The sequence below is a fragment of the Bacillus stercoris genome (genome assembly GCF_029772985.1).
Taxonomy (GTDB): Bacteria; Bacillota; Bacilli; order Bacillales; family Bacillaceae; genus Bacillus; species Bacillus stercoris.
Map to the genome: position 1 here is coordinate 3,880,511 of NZ_CP121861.1, position 12,895 is coordinate 3,893,405.

The window sequence follows — 12,895 nt, forward strand, 5'->3', positions numbered from 1 at the left end:
AAGGTCACCCGCTTTTATGTTGATTGTATCGTTCTGTCTTGTACCATTTGACCTCCTGCTTGAATAAACGGTGCTTGATTTCTACGAATAAAGAGTAGATAACAAGCACAATCCATGCCTGCGAGTATGTGAAGTACATGAGAAATACGATAAAAAAGTTTTGCCTGTTCATTTCTGTTTTTTCAATGCTCAACGTAATCATGACCTCTGTCATAAATAAGAAAAATGCCAAAATCCAGAGAATCATTGCCAAAAATCCAACCGATAAATGCAAATCATAAAACAAATTCACTACAAAAATCGTATTCGACATGATCACGCCAAAGAAAAACAAGAAGTACGTAAAGAAAAAATAAAACAAATCAAAGATAATCCGTTTTCGTTTCAGCTTAAAAAACTGCGCCAAAAATTTGAGCACGACATATTGATTGCCGCGCGCCCATCGGGTGCGCTGGCGCCACCATACCTTCCATGTTTCCGGCTCCTGCTCCCACGTGATGGCCGCAGGGAAAAAGCGAATGTGATAGCCGAGATTGTACACCCGAATGGTCAGCTCCGTATCCTCAGCGAGCGCTTTGTCATCCCAGCCTCCGAGCTTTTCGATAATGCTTCTGCGAATCGCGAAGTTGGTTCCTGGGATCGTGGCGATTTTAAACCACTTCCATCTGCCTCCCTGAGCCATCCACTGAAAACAGATCGTTTCGATATTGATAAACCTCGTCAGCAGCGTCTTTGCCGCATTGATGACGCGGAATTTCCCTACCACGGCGCCTGCCTTTTCGTCATTCATCAGGCCGAGCACGAGATAATACACGGCCATTTTCTCAGGCGTATTGTCGGCGTCATATACACAGATCACATCGCCATTCGATTCGGCAAAACCCGAGTTAAGTGCAGAGGATTTTCCTTTACCTGCGTTCGGCGGCTTCGTAATCACCATTTTGATGAAATCGTATTTCTCGGAAAATTCATTGACGATATCACCCGTCCGGTCTGACGAATTGTCATTCACGACGATAATCTCCAGACGGTCCTTCGGATAATAAAGGTTGACCATCGCCTTCAGCGTCTGCCGAATCACAACCTCTTCGTTATGCGCCGGGATGAGGACGCTGACCTTTGGCAGCTCCTTCATGTTTTCTCTCCACTTCGGGATATTCCGTTCGAAGGTCATATAGTGGCGGAACCCGCCCTGCATGAGGAACATGTGGTAGAGAAGCATCACCCATATTAAACTTAGCGAGATAAAGAACAGCGTATTACCCAAGGCTTCTTCTCTCCTTAAAAATTCGTTTTTTCAATGTGGCTCTCAAGTAAAACGTATAACTGACAAACATGATGACAAATAAGAGCACGACAGCGGAGAGAATCCATAATGCCTTTTCCAGAGGGGTTTGCCGATGATGATCGAAAAACTCGTCTATGGCGCTTACGCCGTTTTTCACCTGAATCGTTCCATCACCGCTTGTATGAATTTCCACTTTGTCTGTTTTGACGGTTTGTTGCGTTTTCTTTAAATCGAGCCATTCACTGTCTGGAATGCGTTCCATCTGATCAACCAGCTCCGGCAGATATTTCATCCCAAGGTACGGGTGATAAAATCCACCGGCTACTCCGCCTTCAAAATCAATCATCTGAGAGATATGCTCCTCCATCTCGCCGAGCGGGTTTTGCTTTGATGTATCAACAAAGCCGATCGTCTCCGGATAAAGCGTCATTCCATGCAGCATCGAGGGAGCGGTCACGAACGGAGGTGCACCGGAGGTTTTCCACGTTGTGTCGCTGAGCTGAACCTGGCCAAAAATGCTTGAAAAATACTGTGAAGCGATTTGATAGCCGTATTCGGACATCGTGTAATGCGGCGCTTCAAACGCCAGCGGGTAAAGACCCGATGATGTCAAATCCTCAATGGCCCGCGTCAGTTTTTGCTTTGTATACGTTTCTTCCTTTTCCCGAAATGGTTCGAGATAGCTGTGATAGGCTTGTTCGTTCGGGAAGTCCTGTGCCTTCTCCAAAATGGACGGGGGATCTTCGGCATTTCCGGATGTAATCGGCTGATCCGCCTTTGCATCCCAAAATTCAAAGCCCTCTCCTGTTTCACTGTAGCGATAAGCGTGAGTATAGCCGTGAACAATGATACTGCCACCCATGCTTTGCAGCTTTTTCAGCACCTTGACCATCTTCGGTTGATTAGACAAATACACTTTGTCGCCTGTTTCCGGATTCAAGTAAACCGGAATGACCGCCAGGATAAAAGGAATATGCCGCTTATGCAGATATGTACCGGCTTGAAGCAGCAATTTTTCATCAGACATCGGGCTGATATCCTCGAGACGCAAATACAATAACGTCGTCCCCGCCTTCTCTCCGAAGGCTTCTCTGAGCTGTTTCGCCACGATCAAATTGTCATTTAACAAATTCGTTAATCCAATGTACACATTCCCTTTTTTTGTTTTCCATATAAAAGAATGCGTTTTGCCGTCATCGGCTTTGAAGGTGTAAAGCGCCGTTCCTTTCAGGCCTGATACGCTCAGCACATTAAGCCCGCTTTCCAGAGACACATCGGCCTTTTCCGGCCTGCTGTGAACCTGAAACACATTTTCTTTGCGGGCTAATGAAAGCCCGGAAAATTGGCTGATTTGTCCTGCGTTATAGCCAATGGCGACAACCGGTTTTTTTACGCTGCTGATAAGAGACAGCAATTTTTTGCTGAGCTTTCTTTTCGTTTGGCCGTAATACATCACATGATCTTTTCCTTTGAAATCCGACGCTTCAACATCTGAATCTCTTTTGACTGTCACATGGGATGTAAAGTGTCCCGCAAGCAAATCGAGCATTTTGACTTGAGACGACTCTTTGCCGTCCAAGGTTGAATAGATGATGAGAATGCCGGCATCCCGCTCCTTCGCTTGCGCTGAAACGGGAAAAGACGCAATCGCTGAAAACAGAAGCAGCATGATGCAGAGCAGTGTGATTCCTTTATAGTTCATTCATCATCATCTCATTTTCCAGTTCTTCTAAAAATTGATCAGCTGTTTTGATATCTTTCCGGTAGGGCAAATAGCAAACGTGGAACGTAAGCGAGACATACTTTCCATTTTCCAGCTGATATGTATCCAATTGTTTCTTCAGCTTAGTCAGAACGGCTGGCATATGTTCAGCAGGCGTGTGCGTCAGCACGATCCCGATACGCTCGTCAGAGGGGCGGAATTTCTTATCCGTTTCCCGAACACTCGTCCTGATTTGCTGACCGACATATTGGAAGAGGCGATCCGTTTCTTTTTCACCGTACAAGGACTTAAACTCTTTGAAATAATGCATATGGAGCAGCAAAAACACAAAAGAATTGCCGTAGCGCTCCGCCCGCTTCATTTCTTCTGAAAGTTCCAGCTGCATCCTTTGCTTGTTATCAAACCCGGTCACTCTGTCAACAGCAACAAAACTTTTGATTTCGGATTGAAGCCGTGTGATTGAGCGCCGAAGCTCTGCTGTGATATCGTGGATTCTTCCGGAAATAAAAGAAAACAGCAAAAGCGCGATTCCCCACACGACAAGCACTTGCAGCCCTTCCTCAGCTGGAAAGAGCGATGCCTGTCCAGTCTGGAAAAACATCATTAAGGTGCCGAGAACAAAAAGTACGATTAAGGTCACCGCCAGCGCGTAAATCGGGCCGAACCAGATGCCTGCGGCGATGACGACAAACGTGATGCAAAGGATCAGGGCGCCTTCCGATTGCTGGGCTGACACATAATAAATAAACAGAGACAGGGCCGCGATGAGCCCTGAAAAATAAGCAAATAATTTTTGTGATTCATTGAATGATATTTTCATTAAAAAGCTTCCTTTCGGCTAACAGCGGCAGCAGATTATCAAATGAATGCGTCTGAGTGCCGCTCATATAGCCTCCATAATACGATTTCACCGGATCATGAATTTCAAAGTCATTCATTCTGTCATATATGGCTTTGATGACAGAGCTGTTTTCATGCTGTTTTGTCAAAAACAATACGGCTAATGCATATACGGATGGCGATTCATATTGGACGGCAGGCTCCTTCGTATCTGCCGAATATCGCCCGTACAGTTTTCCGTTTGTCTGAAATTCCTGCTTGATCCAGTCCGCTAAAACAGATGCTTTTTCATCCCCTTCCGGCAAATGCCAAGCAGTGTAAAGCTGATCAATCAGGTTGATTTCACTGTCATATGTGTATTCCTTCGTCTCCGAGCTGTATGTCTTCGGCAGAAAGCCATTTTTTAAAGGAGCTGAATAGAGAACATTGGCATTCCGCTGTTCTGTTTCTTCGTCTATGATTCCATTCTTCTTTAAGACAGCTAAGGCATCAGGCAAGACGTATGAAAGCGTCACATCCTTTGAAGCGGCCTGTGAGTCGTAAAAGTCAGTAAATAACCCGTTGTTCATATTGTATGTCTTCAAAGCCGTGCCGATATCCTTAGCCGTTTGCGCGTAGTCGCTGCGGACCCATTTTGCGGCGGCTTGGTCAAGAGACAGCATAATTCTCATATCATCTATCAGCGCATTTGTCCCGCTCGCTTGGCCACTTTGAATCTTCCACGTCACCAAATGATTGCTCATCAGAAATGAATCAGTCAGATGCTGATATTGGTCTTGGAAATGCGGTGCGTCATTTTTGCTGAGCAGAAACTCCATCCACAGGCCGAGAGATTCCGATAAATACGAAGGCTGGTCTGAAAAATCGGTTTTGATCAGCCCTTGTTCATTCATTAGATTATGATAGATGAAATATTCCGCTGGCTGCAGCGGGCTGGTGTTCACTTCTGCCGCCGACTGATTTTGGGCCTTATTTCCAGCTTCAGCACACCCTGCGGAAAGTCCGATAGATAAGAAGAATAAGATGACAGCAATTAGTGCATGCCTCACAGGCAAATCCCCCTTTGTCGCCTGAAGCGAATCAGACGCTCACAAATAGTTATAGAAGAAAATATGACTGCCATGTTACAAAGTACATTTACTATAAAAGAAAAAAATGCAGATTGCTAGCTTTTTTTTCCCTTTTTGAACATTTAAAAAACGGGACCTAAGTCCAATAGAAAAACCTGTGCGATAGGCACAGGTTTTTTATTATTTATCCAAACCGAGTTTTTTCAGCTGTTCTGCCAGCGCGTTGTTAATCGGCTCATCTTTATTTTGTTTTTTCAAATAAGAGGACACGTCCCGTTTGGAAGCACGCGCTTTGTCTTTGTTTTTTCGTTTTTCAAATACAGAGAGCTTCTCACGGTGGCCGCACACACACGCAAAGGTCTGGCCCTCACCTTGGCCGCGAAGCTCCATTCTTTTATGGCAGTTCGGGCAGCGCGCGTTTGTTTTTCGGGCAATCGTTTTTCTGCTTCCGCATTCACGGTCTTGGCACACGAGCATCGTCCCGCGTTTGCCGTTTACTTTCAGCATCATTTTGCCGCATTCCGGACATGCCGTTCCCGTGATGTTGTCGTGTCGGAAGGTTTGGCTGCTGTTTTTGATGTCTTTTACCGTTTGGTGAGCGTAAGCCTTCATGTCTTTAATAAAGACAGCCGCTTTCAATTTGCCGGCCGCGATCGCAGACAGCTTTTGCTCCCATTCTGCCGTTAAAGCCGGTGATTTCAGATCCTCCGGAACAAGCTGCAGGAGCTGTTTTCCTTTAGAAGTGATAAAAATATCCTGGCCTTTTTTCTCGATTAAAAAGCTGTTGAACAGTTTTTCAATGATGTCGGCACGCGTTGCCACCGTGCCGAGGCCGCCTGTCTCTCCAAGCGTTTTGACGAGGCCTTTCTCTTCTCCCTGCATAAATGCGCTTGGGTTTTCCATCGCTGACAGCAGGGTCCCTTCATTAAAGCGGGCGGGCGGCTTCGTTTGGCCGCTTGTTTCCGTTAACGTGCGGACGGCAAGTGTGTCGCCTTTTTGAAGCGCAGGAAGTGTCTGATCTCTGTCATCGTCCTGCTCATCATCCTCATCCGCCATATCATAAACGGCTTTCCATCCTTGCGACTGTACGGTTTTGCCTTTTGCCGTAAAGGTTTCTCCGCCGATTTCTGCGATGACCTTTGTTTCTTCATATTCGAATGCAGGCATTAATACTGCAAGGAAACGTTTCGCAATCAGGTCATACAGCTTTCGTTCCTTATCACTCAGACTGCTCAGAATGAGCGGCTCTTCGGTCGGGATAATCGCATGGTGGTCTGACACCTTCGCGTCATTGACGTAGCCCTTATGGGATTTGATGCCGCGTTTTTTAATTTGGCTGACATATTGGGCGTACGGTTTTACTTCCATGCCTTCCAGACGGTCTTTCAACGTCGGGACGATGTCACTGGATAAAAATCTAGAGTCCGTCCGCGGATATGTGACGAGCTTATGCTGCTCATACAGCTTCTGCAGCACAGAAAGCGTTTCTTTAGCAGAAAAACCGAAGCGCTTGTGGGCGTCACGCTGCAGCTCCGTTAAATCATAAAGCGCAGGCGCAAAGCTTTTTTTCGCTGTTTTTTTCAGCTCGGCTATGACCGCTTGCTTTCCTTCGAGGTCTTTTAGCAAACGGCTTGTTACGTCTTGATTGAACGTTCTCGTCTGCTTTGATTTCTTATCCTGCCACGTCAGCGTCATGCCGTCGACTGCTGCACGTATGCCGTAATACGGGACTGGCGTAAACGCTTGAATGTCTGCCTCGCGCTTTGCAATCATGGCAAGCGTCGGGGTCTGCACACGCCCGCATGAGAGCTGGGCATTGAATTTGGTTGTCAGCGCACGGGTCGCATTAATCCCTACAATCCAATCCGCTTCCGCTCTGGCGACAGCAGAATGGTACAGGTTTTCGTATTCTTTGCCGCTGCGAAGCTTTTGAAATCCTTCCTTGATCGCTTTATCCGTTACAGAAGAAATCCACAGCCGCTTGATTGGCTTGCGGACATTCGCTTTCTCAATGATCCAGCGCGCAACAAGCTCTCCTTCCCGGCCTGCGTCAGTCGCGATGACAATCTGATTGACGTCTTTACGGGTAAGCTGCGATTTGACCGCATTGAACTGCTTTCCGGTTTTTTTAATCACCACAAGCTTTAATGGTTCTGGGATAATTGGCAGATCCTCCAGACGCCATGATTGAAATTCTTTTCCATAGCCTTCCGGATCAGCAAGTGTCACCAAATGACCTAAAGCCCAGGTCACAATATATTGATCACCTTCGAGATAACCGTTTCCTTTTTTATGGCACTTCAGCACCCGGGCTAAATCCCGGCCGACTGAAGGTTTTTCAGCTAATACAACTGTTTTTGACATGCTTGATCACTTCTCTTTCTTTCACGCTCATCCTGTTATTATAACAGACTTCGCGCGGCACTCTCTAACCGCGCCCGTTTTTCGTGTCAATTTCTGAGAAAATGACGTGAGTGACGGTTTGCGCGTAGGGCGATGTTTTGTTAATGAAATCTTCTACCGCTTCGAGGCTTTCGGCATTGATTTTCAACATATAGCAGGCTGCACCCGCAATTCGGTAGCAAAATTCAATATTCGTCAATGTTTGAATATAGCTTTTGAACCGCTCGTAATCCGCATTTTTGACGGTTGCTTCCACAATGCAGGAAACGGGAAGGCCCAGTTTTTTCTGGTCGACCTCCAGCGTGTATTGCTTGATGATGCCAAACGATTCAAGCTGCCTTACCCGTTCTGTCACAGATGGAGGTGACAGCTTAATTTTTCTGCCTAATTCCCTCATCGACAACCGGCTGTCCTTCTTCAGCTCCTCAATGATATTCAGATCAATCTGGTCAAGTTTCATTTCAACATCCTTCTTTTATGATTTTGTACACATTATCTCGGGTATTTTTGTAAATGACAAGTACAGTTCCCTGAAAAAGGCATGTAAAAATGAATGTTTTCCGAACATTTTTCGAAAGCTGTCATATGCCCCTCCGGATTGTTTATAGTATAAAATGAAAACGTGTCCACAAGGAGGGCAATTTATGCTGCACACGCCGATCGGAAGACTTCGCACGATGGGTTTTATTGAAGGAATGTCACTCTTAATCCTGCTGTTCATCGCTATGCCGCTTAAATATTGGGCAGGCCTTCCGCTTGCAGTGACAATTGTCGGTTCGGTTCACGGAGGGTTGTTCATTTTGTATTTGCTTGTCTTGGCTTATGCAACCTTCTCTGTCAAATGGCCACTGAAATGGTCAGCCGCCGGCTTCATCGTCGCTTTCGTCCCATTCGGAAATTTTTTGTACGACCGCGGATTAAGGAAATATAAATAAGGGAACGCAAAAAAGGCTGGATTTTTATGATCCAGCCTTTTTTATTAAAACCACTTTGTCAGCCACGCGATATAGTAGGCCCCCGGAATAAACATGAGCTGGGCGAGGAGTGTGCCCGCCACCCTTGATGTGACCATTGTGACAGAGGTCCATTTTAAATAGATATAGCTTCGTTTTCCTTTTGCCACATCATCGGCTAGAACGGATACTTTAGGATCAACAAAAATGGCCAGCAGCATCGTCGCAATTCCGTTGATCAAACCCGAAGCCATGACGGCTGTCGTGCTGCGCTCCGGCGCCAGCAGGCCTGCGTATAAAGCCGAAAGCACACCAATCGTATAAATCGATGTAATCAGCATGTTGATGACAAACAAACGCTTCGGAATCAAGCGCATATGAAATCCTTTTACATATGAAATGGACGGCAGACGTAAATAGGAAAGGGCATTTTTGAATCCTTGTTTCGAGAATCCCTTTCGAAATACTTGAAAAACAGAGCCGCCGCCGCCCGCCAAGTGAATAATCGCCCGTGAAAAAAGAGCGACAAAAGACGGGAGCAGGATAATGCCCAAAATGGTGCCGACTGTCGATCCGAAAATTAAAAAGCGGAACTGCTCCCCTACAATCGCCAGTGCGTTTTTTCCCGCATCATCAATTAAATGCCCGGTAAAGGGCTGTTGCACCATGTTCGACATTCTGGACACAATGACCATGACATTAAACAGGGAAAGCGCGGACGCAATAAATCCAACGCGGGCCCCGGAAAGCCTTGTGGCATAGGCTAAGGTTTCTATCGAATGAATCAGCAATAAAAAACAAAATATAAAAAGTACTTGTGTTGTAATGACATGCACGTTATTCTTCCTCCAATTTCATCCTAGAGATAAGACTGGAAAGAAGGCAATTAGGTTTCAGTACGATGTGTTTTTTGCAATAAAAAAACCGCCGGCGAACGCCGGGCGGTTTGTCTTATTCTTTTCTATACGCAAATAAAGATTATATCATCCGCCTGCTCGGGCGGGTTAGATTCATAAAGCATTGTTCCGAAGAATCTTTCTGGAAAGTAAACACCATGGAAATTTCTTGAACACAAGACAACGAAAGCCCTACCTCTCAATCGTCACTGCGGCTCCGAAGCCGCGCCGGTGTGAATTGTAAAACAAAAAAGTCTTTTTTCCATCTCATCGTTAGGGGCGATTTGTTATGAAGGAAAAGAATAAGGGCAGCTGATTATGCTGCTTGGGAAGCGGTAAGCTTCTCTCTCAAAACAGAAAAAAGAAGTTTACTTTCTTTTTTATTTGCTTATTTTTCTTACTAGCTATTCATAATAACATATCGCCCCTGAAAACACAAATTTTTTATAGTTCGAGTGAGACCGGTGTTTTCTCCCCGGCATTCATTAATCTGATATCCTCCGGTTCAATTTCAAGAATCACCAGATTCGGATCATCCTTGCCGTCAAACCAGCGCTCTAATTTGGAACTCCATATTTTGTCCTTGAGTTCTGCCGAATTGTTGATTTTGGCTTTTCCGGCAACTTCGACATAGGCGTCGCCAAAGCCTTCACAATCATAGCCTAATAAAATGTGGACATTGGGGTTGTTCTCAATTTCTTCCGCTTTATGAGTTTCCTTGCTTGTCGGTGTGTAAATCGTCAGCCCGTCATGGAAAAAAGTCATGTAGCGGGAATGCGGTTTGCCCTTTTGAACCGTTGCGAGCGAACCTACTTTATGGTGATCTAGAACATCAAGCACTTTTTGTTTTATGTCTTTCTGATTCATCTCGAATCACTCCTTTTTAACGTCTCCGCTGTTACTTTTCCACATCCGGGGAAGATTTAAACAAGAAAGTGTGCTCTTTATTTTCATCCTTTCCATTCATGCTTTAGCAAGCTGTAATAGATAAGATCATGGTGCCTGCCGTTTACGAATAAGCCGTCCCGTGCCCTTCCTTCCTCTAGAAAGCCGAGCCGCTCCGGAACCGCTCTGCTTTTTTCGTTTCCGACAGCCGCACAGATCGCCACACGATTCAGCTCAAGCTCTTCAAAAGCATACGTAATGAGTTTTCGGCAGGCAGCTGTAATAATGCCTTTCCCTTCAAATTCTTCGGCAATCCAGTATCCGATTTCCGCTTTTCGATTCACTTGATCAAGGTTATGCAGTCCGATCATGCCGCATAGGCTGCCGTCATAAAGGAGCCCCGCTTCAATGCTGGTCAGATCAGCATATTCCCACCGCCAATTTGGAATGATCGTTTCTCTGTACGTTTCAGCGCTGCTTGGATTTTCCGCCCAAAACAGCCACTTGCCAAGCCGCTGCTGATTTTGGATAATGAGTTCGGCCAGCCGCTCCGCATCCTTCGGCTCCAATAATCGGATGGTGATGTGCTCATTTACCTTGCAAGTGAACATTGCCTCGCCCTCTTTCCTTTTTTACCCATTATAGCGATGATTCCGTTTTTTTCAATACAAAAAAGGATGGGCTGCAAAGCCTCATCCTTATATCCTTGGATCGGTAAAGATATCATGTTTATCTGTGCTCGGCGATGACATTTCCGTCACGACGGCTCCCTCTTCACCGGCTTGAAACCAATGCTTTGTATTCGGGGAAATCGTATATTGCCCGCCCGGTTCCAGCTCAATTTCGTGCCAGACCGTATAGTGTTCTCTGTCTTCCTGAGGAGGGAGAACCTTTGGCAGCTGCGTTTTTTCTCCTTCTACGTAAAGATACACTTTTCCGTAGCGGCAGCGGAAGGTCTCCTGCTTGCCTTCCTGGCCGTTGACCGGCGGATGGCGGTGTTCCGGGCAAGTCTGTCCCGGAAACAGCACCAGCTCCTTTGAACAATAACGGTCTGTATTGACGTAGACAAAGAGCTGGAGCCCGACTGTTTTTTCTTTTCCTAAGCCGTAGTCCATCAGCTGGATTTGGTCTACTTCCTCGTCCGTTAATACAATGCCTGCCTTTTGATAGTAGCTGTTCACTTCTTCTTTCGTGATACCCATATGTCACACTCCCTCTTATGTCGTCACAAAATTACCGCCGTTGACATGCAGTGTCTGGCCTGTCATGTAAGATGATTCATCTGATGCCAGCAGCACATAACAGCCGACGTGCTCAACAGGCTGTCCAGGACGTCCCATCGGCGTATCTTGCCCAAATTGGGCGACTGTTTCTTCAGAGAACGTAGCTGGGATTAATGGCGTCCAGATTGGTCCCGGCGCTACTGCATTCACACGGATGCCGTCTTTGACAAGCGCCTGTGCCATTGTTCTTGTAAAGGCATTGATCGCGCCTTTTGTCGCTGTATAATCAATCAGTGTCGGGTTCCCTACGTACGGGTTGATGGATGTCGTATTGATGATGGCGCTGCCCGGTTTCAGGTAATCAATTGCTTTTTTAGTCAAATAAAATTGAGAATAAAAGTTTGTTTTGAATGTGCGGTGAAGCTGTTCACCTGTAATGTCTTTGATGCTTTCCTTCGGATGCTGTTCACCGGCATTGTTGACAAGGATGTCAAGGCCGCCTAGTTCTTTGACCGTTTTTTCAACCGCGTCATTGCAGAATTCCTCTTCACCAACGTCACCGGCAATCAGCAGGCATTTTACACCTTCTTGTTCAACGCGTTTCTTCGTCTCTTCGGCGTCTCCATGCTCATCCTTATATACAATGGCGATATCAGCGCCTTCCTTTGCATAAGCGACCGAAACCGCGCGTCCGATCCCGCTGTCGCCGCCTGTAATGAGCGCAACTTTTCCTTTTAATTTGTCTGCTCCTTTATAATCCTCGTACTCATACACCGGACTTGGATTCATTTCGCTTTCAATTCCCGGCTGGCGATTTTGGGTTTGTGCCGGCAGTTCTTTTGGATAATGTGCCATGATGATTCTCCTCCTTTGGTTTCTTGTCTATTTGTTGTGTACCTCACACGCTCTTTGGATAAACATGGCTCGGCACCTTCGCATTGCTTTATCAGAAAAATGTTTCACATGGAACGCTGGGAGGAAATAACTCAAAAAGGGGGTTGGTTGCTGAATGATTAACATGCTTTCTAGAAGATTCAGCAGGCCAAAGGGCGTCATCGGCATGATTGCCGGGTACATCATGGCTGCTGAAAATCAAACACTGAATCAGTGGACAATCAATCAGCTTGAGATCATGCGCGGGGACAGCATTTTAGAAGTCGGGTTTGGCCCTGGATACTGCATGCAGCAGATATTGAAACGCGAAAAGGATGTTCATCTTCATGGGATTGATGTGTCAGAAGCCATGCTGAAGCTGGCCGCCCGCAGAGTGAAATCAGAGGGTGTGCGCCTGATACAAGGAAGCGTCGAGACATTTCCTCTTTCCGCCTCGTTTTATGATAAAGTGATTTCCGTTAACAACTACACCATTTGGAATGACCAAACAAAAGGCATGAAACAGATTTATCGTGCATTAAAGCCCGGCGGCAAAGCAGCCATTACGATGCAGCCGCGGGAAGCGGATGCCAGTCCTGAGAAAACAAAATCATTTGGAAAACAGATGATTGCCGACTTCAAAGCAGCCGGCTTCGAGGACATTGATATACAATTTAAGAACATTAGGCCTGAGCTTGCCGTTTGTGCGACTGCAAAGAAGCCCGCCACATAAAGTGGCGG

General features: G+C 46.1%; 13 protein-coding genes. 2 read left to right on the plus strand and 11 right to left on the minus strand.

Features of this window, described 5'->3' with window-relative positions; translation table 11 throughout:
* Positions 1-4 precede the first annotated feature (4 nt).
* The 6 genes from QA442_RS20130 to lrpC all read right to left on the minus strand — a co-directional run bounded on the left by QA442_RS20130 (position 5) and on the right by lrpC (position 7,784).
* Entirely contained in the window at positions 5-1,267 is a 1,263-nt protein-coding gene (locus QA442_RS20130) for a glycosyltransferase family 2 protein (protein ID WP_069839898.1), read from the minus strand.
* Positions 1,260-2,969, minus strand: coding sequence for a DUF2334 domain-containing protein (locus tag QA442_RS20135; RefSeq protein WP_095431769.1), 1,710 nt, complete (start codon positions 2,967-2,969; stop codon positions 1,260-1,262). The genes QA442_RS20130 and QA442_RS20135 overlap by 8 nt, the downstream gene beginning before the upstream one ends.
* A 10-nt stretch (positions 2,970-2,979) precedes the next feature.
* Positions 2,980-3,831, minus strand: a complete 852-nt coding sequence (gene epsK, locus QA442_RS20140) for a cyclic-di-GMP receptor EpsK (RefSeq protein WP_095431748.1) — start codon at positions 3,829-3,831, stop codon at positions 2,980-2,982.
* Positions 3,812-4,900 carry a lipoprotein YdaJ gene (locus tag QA442_RS20145; RefSeq protein ID WP_095431749.1) on the minus strand — a complete coding sequence of 363 codons (1,089 nt, stop codon included), beginning with the start codon at positions 4,898-4,900 and terminating at the stop codon, positions 3,812-3,814. The genes epsK and QA442_RS20145 overlap by 20 nt, the downstream gene beginning before the upstream one ends.
* A 201-nt stretch (positions 4,901-5,101) precedes the next feature.
* A complete protein-coding gene (locus QA442_RS20150; RefSeq protein ID WP_251199216.1) occupies positions 5,102-7,285 on the minus strand; it encodes a DNA topoisomerase III in 2,184 nt (727 codons plus the stop codon).
* 64 nt (positions 7,286-7,349) lie between these two features.
* The gene (gene lrpC / locus QA442_RS20155) at positions 7,350-7,784 is read right to left on the minus strand and encodes a transcriptional regulator LrpC (RefSeq protein ID WP_071581021.1); all 435 of its coding nucleotides are present in this window, start codon (positions 7,782-7,784) and stop codon (positions 7,350-7,352) included.
* Positions 7,785-7,968: 184 nt separating this feature from the next.
* Here lrpC and QA442_RS20160 point away from each other — a divergent pair, with 184 nt between their 5' ends.
* Positions 7,969-8,259: a DUF3817 domain-containing protein gene (locus tag QA442_RS20160; RefSeq protein ID WP_095431751.1), complete on the plus strand. Its 291-nt coding sequence runs from the start codon at positions 7,969-7,971 to the stop codon at positions 8,257-8,259.
* Positions 8,260-8,303: 44 nt separating this feature from the next.
* Here QA442_RS20160 and amj read toward each other — a convergent pair whose 3' ends face one another.
* The 5 genes from amj to QA442_RS20185 all read right to left on the minus strand — a co-directional run bounded on the left by amj (position 8,304) and on the right by QA442_RS20185 (position 12,136).
* Positions 8,304-9,113, minus strand: coding sequence for a lipid II flippase Amj (gene amj / locus QA442_RS20165; RefSeq protein ID WP_003234394.1), 810 nt, complete (start codon positions 9,111-9,113; stop codon positions 8,304-8,306).
* A gap of 504 nt (positions 9,114-9,617) precedes the next feature.
* Positions 9,618-10,040: a pyridoxamine 5'-phosphate oxidase family protein gene (locus QA442_RS20170; RefSeq protein ID WP_069839891.1), complete on the minus strand. Its 423-nt coding sequence runs from the start codon at positions 10,038-10,040 to the stop codon at positions 9,618-9,620.
* Between the two features lie 83 nt (positions 10,041-10,123).
* Positions 10,124-10,669 (minus strand): GNAT family N-acetyltransferase, encoded by a 546-nt coding sequence (locus QA442_RS20175; RefSeq protein WP_095431752.1) that lies wholly within the window; start codon positions 10,667-10,669, stop codon positions 10,124-10,126.
* Between the two features lie 87 nt (positions 10,670-10,756).
* Positions 10,757-11,260 (minus strand): D-lyxose ketol-isomerase, encoded by a 504-nt coding sequence (gene lyxE / locus QA442_RS20180; protein WP_095431753.1) that lies wholly within the window; start codon positions 11,258-11,260, stop codon positions 10,757-10,759.
* A 15-nt stretch (positions 11,261-11,275) separates the two neighbouring features.
* Positions 11,276-12,136, minus strand: coding sequence for an SDR family oxidoreductase (locus QA442_RS20185; protein ID WP_095431754.1), 861 nt, complete (start codon positions 12,134-12,136; stop codon positions 11,276-11,278).
* 154 nt (positions 12,137-12,290) lie between these two features.
* Here QA442_RS20185 and QA442_RS20190 point away from each other — a divergent pair, with 154 nt between their 5' ends.
* Positions 12,291-12,887 (plus strand): class I SAM-dependent methyltransferase, encoded by a 597-nt coding sequence (locus tag QA442_RS20190; protein ID WP_071581026.1) that lies wholly within the window; start codon positions 12,291-12,293, stop codon positions 12,885-12,887.
* Positions 12,888-12,895: the final 8 nt, after the last annotated feature.